The sequence below is a fragment of the Pseudoalteromonas piratica genome (assembly GCF_000788395.1).
In the GTDB taxonomy this organism is placed as follows: Bacteria; Pseudomonadota; Gammaproteobacteria; order Enterobacterales; family Alteromonadaceae; genus Pseudoalteromonas; species Pseudoalteromonas piratica.
Genome location: NZ_CP009888.1, coordinates 2980280 through 2997972, shown reverse-complemented (window position 1 = coordinate 2997972; position 17693 = coordinate 2980280). Strand labels below are relative to the sequence as shown.

Annotated in this window: 16 protein-coding genes; 8 read left to right on the top strand and 8 right to left on the bottom strand. The window is 40.7% G+C overall.

What is annotated here, in order from left to right:
* Positions 1-46 precede the first annotated feature (46 nt).
* From lpdA to OM33_RS13815, 6 genes are all read left to right on the top strand, one after another.
* The gene (lpdA, locus tag OM33_RS13845) at positions 47-1471 is read left to right on the top strand and encodes a dihydrolipoyl dehydrogenase (RefSeq protein ID WP_010561735.1); all 1425 of its coding nucleotides are present in this window, start codon (positions 47-49) and stop codon (positions 1469-1471) included.
* A gap of 120 nt (positions 1472-1591) precedes the next feature.
* The gene (locus tag OM33_RS13840) at positions 1592-2263 is read left to right on the top strand and encodes a tRNA-uridine aminocarboxypropyltransferase (protein ID WP_038642549.1); all 672 of its coding nucleotides are present in this window, start codon (positions 1592-1594) and stop codon (positions 2261-2263) included.
* A 770-nt stretch (positions 2264-3033) separates the two neighbouring features.
* Complete coding sequence (locus tag OM33_RS13830) at positions 3034-4035, top strand: Fe(3+) ABC transporter substrate-binding protein (RefSeq protein ID WP_038642545.1); 1002 nt, start codon at positions 3034-3036, stop codon at positions 4033-4035.
* On the top strand, positions 4035-5681 hold the full coding sequence (locus tag OM33_RS13825; protein ID WP_038642543.1) for an ABC transporter permease: 1647 nt from the start codon (positions 4035-4037) through the stop codon (positions 5679-5681). The genes OM33_RS13830 and OM33_RS13825 overlap by 1 nt, the downstream gene beginning before the upstream one ends.
* Complete coding sequence (locus OM33_RS13820) at positions 5674-6732, top strand: ABC transporter ATP-binding protein (protein ID WP_038642541.1); 1059 nt, start codon at positions 5674-5676, stop codon at positions 6730-6732. The genes OM33_RS13825 and OM33_RS13820 overlap by 8 nt, the downstream gene beginning before the upstream one ends.
* 15 nt (positions 6733-6747) lie before the next feature.
* Positions 6748-7659 carry a Dyp-type peroxidase gene (locus OM33_RS13815; protein ID WP_038642539.1) on the top strand — a complete coding sequence of 304 codons (912 nt, stop codon included), beginning with the start codon at positions 6748-6750 and terminating at the stop codon, positions 7657-7659.
* A gap of 55 nt (positions 7660-7714) precedes the next feature.
* On the opposite strand, the gene argR is transcribed toward OM33_RS13815, so the two are convergent.
* Positions 7715-8182 (bottom strand): transcriptional regulator ArgR, encoded by a 468-nt coding sequence (argR, locus tag OM33_RS13810; protein ID WP_038642536.1) that lies wholly within the window; start codon positions 8180-8182, stop codon positions 7715-7717.
* Between the two features lie 286 nt (positions 8183-8468).
* Here argR and mdh point away from each other — a divergent pair, with 286 nt between their 5' ends.
* On the top strand, positions 8469-9407 hold the full coding sequence (gene mdh, locus OM33_RS13805; RefSeq protein WP_038642534.1) for a malate dehydrogenase: 939 nt from the start codon (positions 8469-8471) through the stop codon (positions 9405-9407).
* Between the two features lie 101 nt (positions 9408-9508).
* On the opposite strand, the gene OM33_RS13800 is transcribed toward mdh, so the two are convergent.
* The 3 genes from OM33_RS13800 to rdgB all read right to left on the bottom strand — a co-directional run bounded on the left by OM33_RS13800 (position 9509) and on the right by rdgB (position 13149).
* Complete coding sequence (locus OM33_RS13800) at positions 9509-11335, bottom strand: DUF885 domain-containing protein (protein WP_038642533.1); 1827 nt, start codon at positions 11333-11335, stop codon at positions 9509-9511.
* 84 nt (positions 11336-11419) lie between these two features.
* Complete coding sequence (gene hemW, locus OM33_RS13795; protein ID WP_038642531.1) at positions 11420-12556, bottom strand: radical SAM family heme chaperone HemW; 1137 nt, start codon at positions 12554-12556, stop codon at positions 11420-11422.
* Positions 12556-13149, bottom strand: coding sequence for an RdgB/HAM1 family non-canonical purine NTP pyrophosphatase (gene rdgB, locus OM33_RS13790; protein ID WP_038643410.1), 594 nt, complete (start codon positions 13147-13149; stop codon positions 12556-12558). The genes hemW and rdgB overlap by 1 nt, the downstream gene beginning before the upstream one ends.
* A gap of 202 nt (positions 13150-13351) precedes the next feature.
* Between rdgB and OM33_RS13785 the strand changes: the two genes are divergently transcribed.
* Positions 13352-15031, top strand: coding sequence for an alkaline phosphatase (locus tag OM33_RS13785; protein ID WP_038642529.1), 1680 nt, complete (start codon positions 13352-13354; stop codon positions 15029-15031).
* 56 nt (positions 15032-15087) lie between these two features.
* On the opposite strand, the gene OM33_RS13780 is transcribed toward OM33_RS13785, so the two are convergent.
* From OM33_RS13780 to OM33_RS13765, 4 genes are all read right to left on the bottom strand, one after another.
* Entirely contained in the window at positions 15088-15528 is a 441-nt protein-coding gene (locus OM33_RS13780; protein WP_038642527.1) for a DUF4426 domain-containing protein, read from the bottom strand.
* Positions 15529-15619: 91 nt separating this feature from the next.
* Positions 15620-16156, bottom strand: a complete 537-nt coding sequence (locus OM33_RS13775) for a YggT family protein (RefSeq protein WP_038642525.1) — start codon at positions 16154-16156, stop codon at positions 15620-15622.
* Positions 16156-16977: a pyrroline-5-carboxylate reductase gene (proC, locus tag OM33_RS13770; RefSeq protein ID WP_038642523.1), complete on the bottom strand. Its 822-nt coding sequence runs from the start codon at positions 16975-16977 to the stop codon at positions 16156-16158. The genes OM33_RS13775 and proC overlap by 1 nt, the downstream gene beginning before the upstream one ends.
* A 23-nt stretch (positions 16978-17000) precedes the next feature.
* Positions 17001-17687 (bottom strand): YggS family pyridoxal phosphate-dependent enzyme, encoded by a 687-nt coding sequence (locus OM33_RS13765; RefSeq protein WP_038642521.1) that lies wholly within the window; start codon positions 17685-17687, stop codon positions 17001-17003.
* Positions 17688-17693 lie beyond the last annotated feature (6 nt).

Genomic DNA, 17693 nt, shown 5'->3' with positions numbered 1-17693 from the left:
TACAATTCTCGTATTATCCCGTTCGAATAACAGTTAAGGTAATAACATGAGCAACGAAATCAAAACTCAAGTTGTTGTACTAGGCGGTGGTCCTGGTGGTTACTCTGCAGCATTCCGTGCTGCTGATTTAGGTTTAGATGTAACATTAATCGAATCACGCAATACTTTAGGTGGTGTGTGCTTAAACGTAGGTTGTATTCCTTCAAAAGCACTTTTACACGTAGCTAAAGTAATTGATGACGCAGCTGAAATGGCGTCTCACGGTGTTACTTTCGGTGCTCCTCAAATCGACCTAGACAAAATCCGTTCATGGAAAGAGTCTGTAATTGGTCAACTTACTGGCGGCCTAGACGGCATGGCGAAAATGCGTAAAGTTAACGTAGTTAACGGTTACGGCAAATTCACAGGCTCTAACACCATTGCTGTTGAAGGCGAAAACGGTACGACTACGGTTACTTTCGATAATGCAATTATCGCTGCGGGCTCTCAGCCAGTAAATCTACCTTTCATCCCTGAAGATGATCGCGTAATTGACTCAACAGGTGCACTTGAACTTAAAGATGTTCCTGAAAAGTTATTAGTACTTGGTGGTGGTATCATCGGTCTTGAGATGGGTACTGTTTACCGTGCATTAGGTTCACAAATCGACGTTGTTGAATTTGCTGATCAACTAGTACCAGCTGCTGATAAAGACGTTATCAAGATTTACCAAAAGTACGTAAAGAACAAGTTCAACGTAATGCTTTCTACTAAAGTGGTTGCAGTTGAAGCGAAAGAAGACGGTCTATACGTTTCATTTGAAGGTAAAAATGCACCAGCTGAAGCTGTTCGTTACGACAAAGTACTTGTTGCTGTTGGCCGTACTCCAAATGGTAAACTACTTGATGCTGAAAAAGCGGGCGTAGCAGTTGATGAGCGTGGCTTTATCAACACTGATAAGCAAATGAAGACAAACGTTAACCACATCTTCGCGATTGGTGATATCGTTGGTCAACCAATGCTTGCACACAAAGCGGTTCATGAAGCGCACGTAGCTGCTGAAGTTATCTCTGGTAAGAAGCATTACTTCGATCCTAAGTGTATCCCTTCAATTGCATACACAGATCCAGAAATTGCATGGGTTGGTGTAACTGAGAAAGAAGCAAAAGAGCAAGGTCTTAAAATTGAAACTGCGGTATTCCCGTGGGCAGCATCTGGCCGTGCAATTGCTTCAGCACGTACTGAAGGTTCAACTAAGCTTATCTTCGATAAAGACTCAGGTCGCGTTATCGGTGGTGCAATGGTTGGTATCAACGCAGGTGAAATGCTTGGTGAAATCGGCCTAGCTGTTGAAATGGGCGCAGACGGTGAAGACCTAGCGTTAACAATTCACGCTCACCCAACATTGAACGAGTCAATCGGTCTTGCTGCAGAAATTTTTGAAGGTTCAATTACTGACCTACCAAACAAAAAAGCAGTTAAAAAGAAGTAATCTAATTCTTCTTTAGAAAAACCCAGCCACTGCGCTGGGTTTTTTATTACCTGTATTTTTTGAGATTAGCTCAAAGAGATAAAAAACGCTAAAATACGCCGCTTGCTTGGGAGGGGTCGATTGAAAAATTCAGTATTAGCACTTAGACAACAACAAATCGCTGCAGCAAAGCGCGAATACAAGGCGCGAGGTTCAAAATTATCTCGCTGTGAGCATTGTTTGTTATCTGAAACCTTATGTATTTGTGATGGCATCGAAGAGGCAAGCTGTAATGCGGCTGTTTGTTTGCTGATGTATCACAATGAAAGTTTTAAGCCATCAAATACCGGGCGTTTAATTGCTGATATTGTGCCAGACAATTATGCATTTCGCTGGGATAGGACGGATCCAGATGAAGCACTGTTAAGTTTATTACAAAGTGATAACTATCAGCCCTTTATCGTGTTTCCTGAAGATAATATGCCAGCCGAACGAATTGTTAAACACGTTGGCCGCGTTGAAGGAAAAAAGCCGTTATTTGTTTTTTTAGATGGCACCTGGCGTGAAGCGAAGAAAATGATTCGTAAAAGCCCTTATTTAGACGGGTTCCCTATTTTATCAATTAGCCCGGAAAAACTTTCAGAGTATCATTTACGAGTGGCTGCATTTGAACATCAACTCGGAACCGCTGAGGTCGCAATAATGGTACTAGAGTTAGCAGGAGAGCTTGATGCTTCGCAAAAGCTAGAGCGCCATTTTGTCGATTTTAGAAATGCCTACTTGAAGGGTAAGCGCAGTAAATTAGTTCCCTAAAAGCTCGATTGCACTTATGAGATGAATCTGGGGCTTGTCAAAATACAAGTGCGATAATTTTAATTGTCGAAATGAGTAATTTCTTTATGGGTAAACTTTGCTGAGTTGTGCCTTAAACATTAAAGATAAATTTTAGGCAAATAAAAAGCGCAGCTTTAAGCTGCGCCTTAACGGAATCTTTTTAGCATCCTGCTATGCAAATATGCGTTGTTTGTATAATTGCAATCCTTGATATCCTTATTTTGACATGACTCGTCAATGAGCTATTTCCCTGCTCAGTCCATCACTCCTAAATACAATCCTGTAAAAAAGTCCTTTTCAGGTCTACATCCTGTAAACCAGCAATTCCCTTGGCATCCTAGCCCAAATTCCATCTAGTAAATCCTACCAGCTCCTGCCGCTTACTAATCCTAAGTAAGGTCAATTCAGTCCATTTCCTTTTGACAGTGTCTATTCTAGGGAATTGCTTGTTGAATAAAACAAGATAAATCACTTGTACGGTTTGTTTTATTACTGAAATAGAAGAAAGGTTAATACTAAGTGTACTAAAAACAATTGCTTAGTTTTATTGTGTTGGTTGTATCAGTGTGTTTTTTGAGATAAATAGGGAAGTTCTGTGAGATATTTCTCACATATAAATTCGGCAATATCGTTTTTTGATTCTTTCGTATAATCACGTTTATTTGGCATCAAAGCTATTTTGTTCTGTACATTCGATATCAGATAGATACAATTCAAGTGATAATACTTCTTATTTATGGTACCCCGAAATGAAAAAAGCAATTGCATTACTCGCACTGCTTGCAGCTGGTGAAGTTGCAGCAAAAGATGTTGTTAATATTTACTCTTACCGTCAGGGCTTTTTAATTGAACCTATCTTACAAGAGTTCACAAAAGAGACGGGTATTGAAACTAAAGTAGTATTTGCCAAGAAAGGCCTTATTGAAAAGTTAAAAAAAGAAGGTAAGTACACCAAAGCTGATATGGTACTTACTTCAAATTTTAGCGCACTGTTACAATTGGAAGATGAAGGTTTAGTACAACCCATTAACAGCGACGTTATTGAAAAAAATGTTCCAGCACAATTTAGAGATGACGAAGGCAGTTGGGTTGCGTTAACCAAGCGTGTGCGCAATGTTTACTCATCAAAAGAGCGTGTTGGCAGATTAGATGCATTAACTTATGAAGATCTTGCTAAGCCAGAATACAAAGGCAAAATTTGCATGCGCTCAGGTAAACACCCTTATAATTTGGGATTGGTAGCTTCAATGATCGCCCACCATGGCGAAACAGAAGCACGTGAATGGTTGAAAGGGTTAAAAGCTAACTTAGCACGTAAGCCACAGGGAAATGACCGCGCGCAAGTGAAAGCCGTTAAAGAAGGGTTATGCGACATTGCACTCGGTAACAGCTACTACTTTGGTAAAATGCTGAATGATCCAAAGCAAGTTCCTTGGGCTGAATCTGTATACATTAATTTCCCTAACCAAACAAACCGCGGTTCACATATTAACGTTTCTGGTGCGGTTTTAACCAAACACGGTAAAAACACTGCTAACGCGTTAAAATTAATCGAATTTATGACTGACAACAAAGCTCAGAATATGTATGCTTCTGTGAATATGGAATATCCGGTTAAACCGGATGTTGAAGTTTCTGAGTTAGTGGCATCTTGGGGCAAATTTAAGGAAGATGCACTGCCATTAACGAAGGTTAGTGAATACCGTCCATTGGCATTGAAGCTAATCGACGAGGTGAAATTTGATCTTTAATGCGCTTTAACTTCTCACTGTCTAAATGGCAGTTTATTGCTTATGCGACAGGCTTATGCCTGTCGCTTCCGTTATTGTTCCTGATTTTTGAATCGTTTCAACCTGATACTGAGGTTTTTGAGCATTTAAAGCAGACTGTTTTGTGGGATTATACCTACAATACTGTGGTGCTTATTTTTGGTGTTTGCCTGCTCAGTAGTATTATCGCTTTACCGCTTGCATGGCTCTGCGCTTATAGTGAATTTCCCGGTAAAAAGCATTTTGAATGGGCATTGATGTTACCGCTTGCGATGCCAACTTATATCATCGCTTATGTCTATACTGACTTATTCGATTATGCAGGTCCTGTGCAATCTTGGTTACGCAGTGTTTTTGGTTGGCAGTCACCGAGTGATTATTGGTTTTTTGATATTCGTACCTTGGGTGGCGCCATGGTCATGATTGCCTTGGTACTGTATCCATATCTTTTTTTAATTTTTAAAACGGCCTTAAAAGAACAATCTTATAAATTGGTTCAGGCCAGCCAAGTAATGGGCTATTCACCGACTAAAAGCTTTTTTAAAGTGTCTATTCCACTGGGGCGAGGAGCGATTGCAGCAGCGCTTGCGTTAATCAGTATGGAAACCATGGCTGACTTTGCCACAGTTAATTATTTTGCAGTGAGCACGCTCACAACTGCGGTCTATGATACTTGGCTTGGGTATTACTCCTTGACTGCTGCCGCTAAAATTTCAGGCATTATGCTGCTCTTTTTATTTATCGTGATTGGTGTTGAGAAGTTTAGTCGTCGCAATCAAGCTGTATTTGAACGTGGTGCCAGCGAAAATAATGGCCCCTTATATTATCTCTCAGGCGTATCGTCTTGGGCTGCTACTTTTTATTGTTGCCTGATTTTATTTGCCGGCTTTTTGTTACCTATTTTAATCCTTACTAGCTATGCCATTGACTACTTTAGTGATGCGTTCAATAGTGATGCATTCTTCTATGCTTGGCAAAGCCTTAAGATTGCACTAATTGTGAGTGTTATTTGTGTTGTGTTAAGTGTGCTTGTTAACTTTTATCAACGTCATGCAAATACACGTTGGTCGGGTATTCCAGGTAAAATTTCAAGTACCGGCTATGCCTTACCTGGAACGGTATTGGCAATTGCGGTACTTCTGCCGCTGACCACCTTTGATGAACACATAAACATTTTTGCCGAATCAACTGGGTGGTTTGAAGAACCGGGATTGATTTTTAGCGGTACTATTTTCGCGTTAATGTTTGCCTATGTCGTTCGCTTTTATGCAATTGCACAGGGTGCAATTGAATCGAGCTATGCGCGTATTTCGCCATCGCTTGATATGGCGAGTCATTCTATGGGAGTTGGAAAAGCTAACACATTAAAACGCGTGCATTTACCGCTTTTAAAAAGGGGGATGTTCACCGCGGGTTTAATTGTATTTATTGAATGTATGAAAGAACTCCCAGCAGCATTACTGCTTCGTCCATTTGATTTCGAAACCCTTGCGACATATGTTTATCAGTACGTCAGTGATGAGCAGTTGGAGTTAGCATCAGTATCTGCATTATTTATTGTGCTAGTTGGATTAATCCCTTTATACCTCGTTAATAACACAATGGAAGCTAAAGCATCTCATGAGTAATTTGTCGATTAACAATTTAGAATATAGCTACAATGGCAAACCGATATTGCACGATTTGTCATTGCACGTGAACGACAACGAAATTGTATGTTTATTAGGTGCCAGTGGTTGTGGCAAGACAACGACTCTTAAGGCCATTGCTGGACTATTAAAACCCAGTAAGGGAAATATTTCGATTGCACAAGTTGCGGTTAATGGCGATGGGCTCTATGTGCCTCCACAAAAGCGCAATATTGGTATGATGTTTCAAGACTACGCTTTATTTCCGCACTTAACTGTAGAGCAAAATATTGCCTTTGGGCTTCACCAAGAAAGCACGAATGTGCGCAAAGCCCGTGTGAAAGAAATGCTTTCACTGATCAAACTTGACGATTTTGCACACAGATACCCACATCAACTATCAGGTGGGCAACAGCAACGTGTCGCTATTGCCCGTGCTTTAGCTTATAAGCCAAATTTATTATTGCTTGACGAACCTTTTTCCAATATTGATCACCAAGTACGTTTTCAATTAATTGATGACATTCGTCGTATTATTAAAGATCAGCAAGTATCAGCGATATTCGTAACCCACTCAAAGGAAGAAGCATTTGCTTTTGCTGATAAATTGGCAATTATGGAAGAGGGTAAAATTGCACAGTTAGGCACGCCAGAAACGCTTTATCGTAAACCCGCTACAAAAGGCGTTGCTGCATTTTTGAGTGATGGCATTTTTATTGATGCTGAAGCACACTCTGGGACAGAATTTAAAACGGATTATGGTACGATTTCTTCTCTTGAGCCTGTAATGAATGGCTCTGGTGAAGTATCTGGTCAAGGCTGTATTTATCTTAAGCCACAGTATTTATCACTCAGTGCTAATGAACAAGGGCAGGGCGAGTTTATCGCTAGTCGTTTTGTTGGTAATCGTTATCTATGTCGCGTTAAATTAGGACAGCAAGAGTTAGAAATACCTTGTGCTGAACTTGAAAGTTATCAGGCCGGTCAGCGATTAGCTATTGATGTTAAGCCACATTTAGTTAATTATTTCGCCTATACTAATAAAAATTAACATAGGAAACTCAGTATGCCCCAAGCGCAATCCGGCGTGTGTGCTGAAGCTAACTTGCATGGTGTACACCTTTTCTTAAATGTACTCGATGGGCAGGAACTCAGTATCTCAAGCAAACTCGCTCGAATCTTAGAAATTCAAGAGCGATTTGAAAATGAGTTTTCAGAAGCGCTTGTGTCTAGCATCGTTGCCATTGGGTCACAGTTTTGGCCGCATTTGTACCCTAGCAAAATGCCTAAAACCCTTGCTGGTTTCCCACAATTTGAACATCTTGAACATGCGACCCCATCAAGACCGATTGACTTAATGATCCAAATACGGGCTGATCGGCTAGATGTGGTACACCTATTTGTGATGGAAATAATCACATTATTACGCGGTGATATTGAGTTAATCGATCAGGTTAAATGTTTTCATTATTTAGATGGCCGCGATTTAAATGGCTTTGTCTATGGTATTGCTAACCCCCACGGTCGAAAGAAACAAACCGTCGCTTTAGTGGGCGACGAAGACAGTGACTTTAGCGCTGGCAGCTATATACATATTCAGCGTTATCGTTACGACTTAAAGGCGTGGCAAGAAGTCTCCAAAGCAGAGCAAGAAGTGGTAATGGGGCGCACATTAAGTGCTAATCAAAAAATTTCCTGTGCGCCTGAGAATAGTCACAGTGAGCGAACTGAGCTGTATGACGAAAACGGCAATGCGCTATTTTTAAATCAAGGTATGCCTTTTGCTGATATAGATCAGCAAGGTTTCTTATTTATTAGCTGTGCCAATAATGGCTATGCTTTTCAAACATTACTTAAACATCGATTGGGTTATATTGATGATAATGGCCCGGATATGTGGTTGGAGTTTGCGAAAAGTGATTTTGGCGCAGCGTTTTTTGCGCCATCAGTAAATATGTTGAGAGAGTTAGCTAGGTAGCGAGAGTTTAGCTGAGATCAAGAGAGTTTAACGCGTTAAACTCTCTTGTTGGTAATTATACGTTTTCAAATAAGTTTTTAACGCGCTCTAGCGTGACATCAATTTCAGATATTTTCGCTGGGGCGATAAAAATAGTGTCATCTCCAGCAATTGTTCCAAGTACACCGTCTGCTTTACCTAGCGAATCAAGTAAACGCGCGATTAGCTGTGCCGCACCTGGGCTTGTGCGAATGATGATCATCATCTCATTATGCATAATGTCGATGACAAGCTGGCGCAGTGGGCTTTTGGCTGTCGGTACACCCATTTCAGCAGGCAGGCAGTAGACCATCTCTTGTTTCGCATTACGGGTACGAACAGCACCAAATTTACTTAACATGCGAGACACTTTACTCTGGCTGATATTATCAAAACCCATCTCTTTTAAGGCGTCTACAATTTCACCTTGTGAGCCAAAGTTTTCTTCTTTTAAAAGGGCTTTGAACGCTTTCACTAGCGCTTCTTGTTTGTCTTGTATTTGCATGTGAACGGGCTGTTTAGTTGATAGATGAACGTTATATTAAATTCTACACAAGTTAAGGTGAATTGCATTAATAAAATAGTAATCTTAATTTAAATTGAATGAATAAATCTCAAGGAAAGTTTGATTTTTTTGCTTGATAGCGTTGTCAACTAATTGAGCCGCTAAAAGTTTACAACTATGGTCGCTATTTATATAAAAAATACCTGTTTTATTTGTTTTTATGCGTACTTTTCATTATCTTTATGGCACTTTTTTAAATACCTACCTCTAATCACGGAGAATTCACATGAAAGTTGCAGTTTTAGGCGCAGCTGGTGGTATCGGCCAGGCCCTTTCTTTATTACTTAAAACACAATTACCAGCTGGTTCTGAGCTATCGTTATACGATGTTGCACCAGTTGTTCCAGGTGTTGCTGTTGACCTATCACATATCCCAACTGCAGTTAAAGTTGAAGGTTTTGGTAAAGACGATTTAGATGCAGCACTAGCTGGTGCAGATATCGTAATTATTCCAGCTGGTATGCCACGTAAACCAGGTATGGATCGTGCTGACTTATTCAATGTTAATGCAAGCATTGTTAAAACACTTGCTGAAGGCATTGTTAAAAACTGTCCTAAGGCGCTTGTAGGTGTTATCACTAACCCTGTAAACGGCACTGTTCCAATCGTTGCTGAAGTATTCAAAAAAGCAGGTACTTACGAAGCTAACCGTGTATTCGGTGTAACGACACTAGACGTTATTCGTTCAGAAGCGTTCATCGCTGAACTTAAAGGCGTAGACGTTGCTTCTGTTAAGGTTCCTGTAATTGGTGGTCACTCAGGCACAACTATTCTGCCACTTCTTTCACAAGTTGAAGGTGTTGAGTTCACTGCAGAAGAAGTTGAAGCACTTACTCCACGTATCCAAAACGCGGGTACTGAAGTTGTTAACGCGAAAGCGGGTGGTGGTTCAGCAACACTTTCAATGGGTGCAGCAGCTGCACGTTTCACTCAGTCTTTAGTTAAAGGCTTACAAGGTGAAGAAGGTGTTATCGATTACGCATACGTTGCTGTTGAAGGCGGTGATGCAGCTTACTTCGCACACCCAGTACGTTTAGGTAAAAACGGTGTGGAAGAAATCCTTTCTTACGGTGAGCTTAGCGCATTCGAAGAGAAAGCGAAAAACGATATGCTTGAAACGCTAAACAAAGATATCAATGAAGGTATCGACTTCATCAACGGTTAATACCACGATAAGCTTTTTGAAAAGGCCGCAATTGCGGCCTTTTTTGTTGATAGCTAAAAATAAAAAAAGGCGCTAATCGCGCCTTTTCATGGTAAGAAAGATTAACCTTGTTTGCTTGCAACCCAATCGTTTACAAAGCCTTCTAGGGTATTGAGTGGCACCGGGCCGCTCTTAAGAACCACATCGTGGAATTCACGAATATCGAACTTTTCGCCAAGTTGTTTCTTTGCGTTTTCACGCAGTTCAACAATCTTAATCATACCAATTTTGTAAGCCGTAGCTTGTGAAGGCATTACAATGTGACGCTCTACCATTTTCACACCGTCTGATGTTGCATTTGGCGTGTTATTTACGTAGTAGTCAATACCTTGTTGACGGGTCCACTTCATCGCGTGAATACCGGTATCCACTACTAAGCGACATGCACGCCATAATTCCATTGCAAGACGACCAAAATCTGAATAAGGGTCTTCATATAAGCCCATTTCTTTTGGTACAAGCTCTGAGTATAAACCCCAACCTTCGATATAAGCAGTGTAACCACCAAACTTACGGAACTTAGGAATACCTTCTAATTCTTGAGCGATAGCAATTTGCATATGGTGACCTGGAATACCTTCGTGGTAAGCAAGTGCTTCCATTTGGTAAGTTGGCATAGCTTCCATATCGTATAGGTTGGCATAGTAAATACCTGGGCGTGAGCCATCTGGTGCAGGTTGCTGATAAAACGCCTTACCCGCTGCTTTTTCACGGAAAGCTTCAACACGCTTTACAATCATGTCTGCTTTTGGCTTAACAATGAATAACTCGTCTAAACGCTCTTTCATGTTATCGATCATTGCTGTTGCATCAGCAAGGTATTTTGCCTTGCCTTCTTCAGTGTTCGGTAAGTAGAACTGTTTATCGGTTTTCATGAACTCCATGAATGCTTTTAAATCGCCTTTAAAGCCTACTTTATCTTTAATTGCGCGCATTTCATCGTGAATACGTGCAACTTCAGCTAAACCAATTGCATGGATTTCTTTTGCTGTAAGATCGGTTGTTGTAGTGCGAGCCAGTGCATTATTGTAGTACGCTTCACCTTCAGGGAACTTCCAAGCACCATCGCGATTATCCGCGCGAGACTCTAAACCAATTAAATAGCTAATAAGTGATTCATAGGCTGGACCTACTGATGCTTTAAGTGCTTTTGTTGCATCTGTAACAAGTGCATCTTTTTCATCTTGTGCAATTTCAAGCTTAGCCACTTTACGTTTAAAGTCAGCCAGTAGTGTTGAGTCTTCACCTGTTGTAAACGGTGCACCTTTTAAGATGTTTTTACTTGAATCGATAACATGTGGAAACACAAACTTAGGCGCAATAATGCCTTTTTCTGCACGTGCTTCTAAGTCTTTTTCAAGTTGTTCAAATACCACAGGTACGCCATTTAAACGTGAAATATACGCTTTAGCATCAGATACATCAGTAATTTGATGTTGGTTAATTAAAAATGCAGGTACCATTGAGTGAGTACCATACATTTGATTAACTGGGTACGTATGATGACGCCATTTGAAGTCGCTAATGTTTTGTTCTAAGCCTTGCTCCATTAAGTCGTAGCTTACCTGAGTGGTCGCATCTAGTTTGCTGCGATCAAATGCGCGAAGCGTGATAAGATCTTGTTTAGCAAGCGCTAAATCTTCTAGGGCACGAGCTTCTGAGCCATCATCCCATTTATCGTAGTCTTTTTTGATACCCATGTAGGTTTGATAAACAGGGCTGCGCATAACACCGCGCATAAATACTTCTTCAAAAAACGCATTTGCACGTTCGCTTTCTGACTGTTGTTTAACGACTTCTGTAGTTGTGTCTTGGGTTGTTGTTGGAGATTGACAACCAACTAAAAAAACGGAGCTGATTGCTGCTGCAATTAATGAGCGCTTAAGCATTGTGTTTTACCTTTATAGTTATGAAATTAATAACGAAGTGATTAAACAAACGTTAATATGTTCTAATTGTTGCATCAAACGACGTTACACAAATAATTGTAACAAGTCATTTAAAAAACGGTGACCTTTTGCGGTAACATGCCAGATCTCTTCGTTTTGTTGCATTAATCCTGCATTGACCGCTTGATTTAAATTAGAGTGTACCTCGCTAATCGGCAAGCCTGTTAAGTCAACAAATTCATTAATATTGAATGTTTCTTGTAAGCGAAGACGATTCATAAAATATTCGAATGGCAATTCATCCTTTTCAACATGCCAACTATCAAACAGATAAGGGCGTGTTAAGTCCATATAACCTTTAGGGTGCTTAACTTTAACAGTACGCACTATTTTGTTACTGGTTAAATCGGTGATTTTACCATGTGCGCCACAGCCAATACCTAGATAGTCGCCAAAGCGCCAATAGTTAAGGTTATGCTGACATTGAAACCCTGGTTTGGCATAACCTGATATTTCATATTGCTGATAACCGGCATCGCTCAGTAATTTGTGGCCTTGTTCTTGAATTTGCCACAAGGTTTCGTCGGCTGGCAAAATGGGCGGCTTAGAAGCAAATTGTGTATTCGGTTCAATCGTTAGTTGATACCAAGAAATATGTGGCGGATTGAGTGCAATTACTTGTTTCAGGTCACTTAATGCATCATCAATGGATTGATCGGGCAAACCGTGCATTAAGTCCATATTGAAGCTGTTCAAGCCAATCGTTTTAGCAAGTTTTGCGGCGTTGATTGCTTCATTGGCGTCATGGATTCTGCCTAGGCTTTTTAGTTTATCTTGTTGCAATGATTGCACGCCAATCGAAATCCGATTGACGCCTGCCGCACGGTAGCCAATAAAGCGCTCAGCCTCGACAGTGCCAGGGTTAGCTTCAAGCGTAATTTCAATCGTGTTAGAAAATGGAATAAGGCGTTCAATTCCTTGCAACAAATCTGAAATCGCTTTCTCGGAGAATAAACTGGGTGTGCCTCCTCCGATGAAAATACTTGTCAGTTCACGACCTTGGGCATAACTTACGTCAGTTTTCAAATCATCCAAAAGGTGCTGCACATAAGCAGATTCGGGGATCTCAGACTTTAAACCATGGCTATTAAAGTCGCAGTAAGGGCATTTTTGCACGCACCACGGAATGTGAACGTAAAGACTCAGCGGTGGCAGTTTCATTACAGCGCCTTTAATTGTTCAAGTAATAGAGTAAGCGCTTTTCCGCGGTGACTTAGACTATTCTTAGTCGCTTTATCCAGCATAGCTGCGCTGCAATTCATTTCATGGCTGAAAAATACAGGATCATAGCCAAAGCCTTGCTCGCCTTGACGCTCAGTTAAAATCTCTCCTTGCCAAACTCCTTGGCAAATCAGTGGAGTAGGGTCATCTGCATGGCGCATAAGCACCAATACACACCAAAAGCGCGCCGTACGGTTTGGATTGTCACCGAGTTCGGTTAATAGTTTGTCGATATTGTCTGAGTCGTTGGCATTAACACCTGCAAAACGAGCGGAATAAATACCTGGCGCACCGCCAAGCGCTTCAACTTCAAGGCCTGAATCGTCCGCAATGGCTGGCAGACCTGTTATTTTTGATGCATGTCTTGCTTTAATAATCGCGTTTTCAATAAATGTGGTGCCTGTTTCAGCGACTTCTGGTACATCAAATTCAGATTGCGCAACAACGTCAATATTTAGGCTTGAGAGTTTATCGGCAAGTTCAGCTACTTTGCCTTTGTTGCCAGTTGCCAACACAATTTTGTTTAGGGTCATTTTGGTATCTGTTTTAGGTGACGATGACATTATTATATCAATTGCAGGGAGCGAATGCTTAGTAGATTTTTGAAATGTTATACTGTTACTTTTCAATGGGTTAGGGGTCGAGTTAATATTCTAAATGCCACAAATATGAAATCTTAGTTTAACAATTGATAAGTAGGCTATCGCAAAATTTATTTCAAATGGGTACAAAATAATGAAAAAAACATGTGTCGCCCTAGCAGTTGCTAGCTTATTCATGACGGGTTGTGGTTCTGACGACAAGGAAATTGTTGAAGTAATAAAAGAAGTAGAAGTAATCAAAGAGGTTGAAGTACCACCGGCCGTTGTTACTGAAGTAAAGAATGTAATTCTAATGATTGGTGACGGCATGGGTCCTCAGCAAGTCGGTCTGCTTGAAGAGTATGCTCGTCGTGCACCAAACTCAACATATCAGAGCAAAAATGGTGTAACAGCACTGTCAAAATTTGCTAACCAAGGTGTTATGGGATTATCACTTAATGCGCCTCACGGAACTAATGGTAAGTTGGTTGTTGATTCAGCGTGTTCAGCAACACAGCTAGCCACGGGTATGGCTGCTGGCTCTGAAATGGTTGGTCTTGACGACCAAGGCAACATTGTTGAAACCATCTTAGAAAAAGCGAAAAAGGCGGGCAAAGCGACTGGTTTAGTGTCTGATACACGTATTACCCACGCAACACCAGCAGCATTTGCTGCGCACCAACCTCACCGTTCACTTGAGCCTGAAATTGCAGAAGAGCTAATTGCTAGTGGCAGTGTTGATGTATTACTGTCAGGTGGAGCACGTGTATTTTTACCGTCAGATATTAAAACGGATACTGCCGATCGTGATGTAATGAAAGCCTTAGGTGCACCTGAATCAGTTTATAAAAAATCAAAGCGCAGTGATGATCGTAACCTAGTAGTTGAGGCAAAAGAGCAATTTGGCTATGAACTTGCGTTTGATAAAGCTCAATTAGAAGCAACTGAAACAACTAAGTTGTTAGGCTTATTTGCTAACTCAGGTATGGCAGATGGCATTGCATACTCTGCGTGTAAAGAAGCAAACAGCTGTTCGCAACCGTCGTTGAAAGAGATGACAATGAAAGCCCTTGATGTGCTGTCAAAAGACGAAGACGGTTTCTTCCTTATGATTGAAGGCGGTCAAATTGACTGGGCGGGACACGCGAATGATGCTGGTTGGATGTTACACGAATTACTCAAATTCGATGAAGCTGTTGAAGCAGTGCATGAGTGGGTAAAAGACCGTAATGATACATTAGTCGTTGTAACCGCTGACCATGAAACGGGCAGCTTTGGTTTTAGTTATTCTCGCTACAATATGCCTGAAGCGACAACACTTCCTGGCGATGGCATGCAAGGCCGTGACTATAAACCAAACTTCAACTTTGGTGATTTAAGTCACTTAGAAATGTTGTATAAGCAGTCAGGTACTTTCTACAACATGCTTGATATGGCTAATGCAGATTGGAATTTTGATGCGGCAACAGCAAATGATTGGATGACAGCTATCAATAATTACAGCGAATATAAAGTGACATTAGAAGAAGCTGAGAAAGTGGGTGAGCGCGAAAATAACCCTTACTACGATCCAGACCATAAATATCAGAGCGCAGATGTTACGCCAAAATTTGATGACTTTAACGAATTTTACGTTTATGCAGATGAAGATCACACTGCAAAAATTGGTCGTGCTTTAGCGCATCATCAAAACGTTGTTTGGGGTACAGGTACGCATACCGCAGCACCAGTGCCAGTATACGCATTTGGTCCTGAAGGTGTAACAAAGCAATTTTCAACCATGCAACATCACGTTGATATTGGCCAAAAAATGATGGCGGCACTTGGTTTATAATCAATCGTACATTAAAAAAGCGCCGAAAGGCGCTTTTTTAATGCTTAAACTAAGACTTAATCAACATAAAATTTTTGTTGAAACTTCAACACTTCCGTTTTGTTTTGCCCTTTAATATCAAGATTAAAGCGATAAAGTTCCTCATTGCTGTAACCAAGCTCTGCAATATAATATATAGCTTCTCCATCTACTATTTCTTTAAAAGAAAGCTGTTCGGTGTGACCCAGTAAGTTTTTCGCTGTGCCAGACAGGCTGACTTTCTGAGCTGCTTTGCTTTTTTTATCGAGCACAGAAATATTGATTACAGCATTGTAATTACTTCGCTCAATACCATAATGCTGGGCTATTTTAGGTTGTAATACAGTTGAAGGAAATGCGATATAGTGGACTTGCCAGGTACCAAGCTCTTTATATTGCCCACCTTGTTCGGTATTGGCGAAAACAGTTGTGGTTGAAAGTGCACAACAGGCTAAACAAAGTGTCAGTAGGGTTTTCATATTCCGCCCCTTAAAATGAAATTAATATTAGTATAGATGACAAAAAAGCCGCATTTTGCGGCTTTTTTATTCTACCTCAATTTTTTGATTTTTATCTAAATAAATCAAGGAATAGAATTTGTAAGAATTGTAATCCGATAATCAAGATAAGAATCGACAAATCTAATCCACCAATCGGTGGGATAATTTTACGAATGGGACGTAGCATCGGTTCGGTAAGCTGGTGAAAAATGGCTTCAACAGGGTTATAACCTTGGCTCACCCAGCTTAAAATTGCACGGATAATCAAGACCCAAAATACTAAATTCAAGCCTTCTTTAATCACTGTGATTGCGCTGCCAATAAGAACTGTTAATGGTTCTAATCCACCAAAAAATAACAGTGAAACTGTGACAATTTTTAATGCTGCGACAATTAAGGCAAGCATTAAGGACGCTAAATCAAAGCCGCCGAGTCCTGGAATTACTTTTCGAATAGGGTTGAGTAATGGGCTTGTTGCCTTTACCACAAATTGGCTTAATGGGTTATAAAAGTCAGCGCGTGCTGTTTGCAGCCAAAAACGCAGCAAGACAACCATTAAATACAAGTCGAAAATGACTTCGACTAAAAATCGAAATGCATCATTCATTAAAATTCTAGCTCCATTTGTTGTGCTCGGGCAATACAGGCATCCATCGCATCGGCAACGGTTTGCGTTAAGTTTTGCTGTTCAAGGTGCGCAATTGCAGCCGCTGTCGTGCCACCTTTTGAGGTAACATTAGCACGTAACTGACTGATTGATAAGTCTGGAGATTTTGCCACCATATCACTTGCACCAACGGCAACTTGTTGCACTAATTGACGTGCTTGCTCAGCATCAAAACCTAGTTCTATTGCCTTTTGCTCGATGGCTTCTAAAAATAAAAACACATAAGCGGGCGACGAGCCGGTAACAGCAATAATGTCGTTAATTTGATCTTCTGTTTCTAGCCAACTAACAATACCCGTTGCGCTAAATACTTCGGTTGCGAATTGTTTTTCTTGCTCATTCGTATTGTTACTAAATAGTCCGCTCACACCTTTACCTTGTAAGCTGGGTGTATTTGGCATACAGCGGATCATCTTCACTGGGTGGTCTAGCATTTCTTGTAAGCGTGCCACTTTAATGCCAGCTGCAACAGAAATAAATACCTTATCTTTGTACGCGATGCCTGACTCTTTAATAGTTTGGCAAAGGGCTTCCATCATTTGTGGTTTAACTGAGAGCACAACATAATCAGCTTGGTTAATGGCTTGAATGTTATCGCTAGTAACTTGAATACCAAAGTCATCACCAACTTTAGCCAATTTTTCAGCATTGCGATTGGTTGCGATAATATGGTTTGGGCTAAAGCCACTATTTACTAGCCCGCCGATAATGGCATAGCTCATATTTCCAGTACCAATGAATGCGATGGTTTTTTGTGACATAGGGACTCTCTTTTACGATTTAATTAAGTTCTTGGGCCGAAGATATCAGTGCCAATTCGCACCATAGTGCTGCCTTGGCTTATCGCAGCTTCAACATCATTACTCATGCCCATAGAAAGTGTATCAATAGATTGATATTGGGCCTTTAACTGGGTAAAACAAGCGTTGAGCTTGGCAAAGCTGGCTTGTTGCTGTTCATTTGTTTCACTTTTTTTGGGAATCGCCATTAATCCCCGCAATTCTAAATTTTCTGCGTTGGCTACAAATGCGGCGAGTTCGGGTAACTCGTTAATAGCACAGCCTGACTTCGTCTCTTCATCATCAATATTTACTTGAATAAGCACATTTAATTTTGCTGAGTTGCTTGGACGTTGTTCATTCAGACGCCTTGCTATTTTCATGCGGTCTACACTTTGCACCCAATCAAAGTGAGCTGCCACAAGGGCACTTTTGTTTGATTGAATTGGCCCAATGAAATGCCATTCAATATCATTTAAATCTGAGAGCTCAGCAATTTTTTCAACGGCTTCTTGTACATAGGATTCGCCAAACTGACGTTGGTTCGCATTATAGGCTTCTCGTATTAAAGTACTAGGCTTGGTTTTGCTGACCGCTAATAGAGCCACTTTTTGCCCTGAAATGTGAGAATTTTTTATCGCTTTTGTGATTCTGTCATAGGCGAATTTAAGTCGTTCTGCTATTGTAATCATATAATT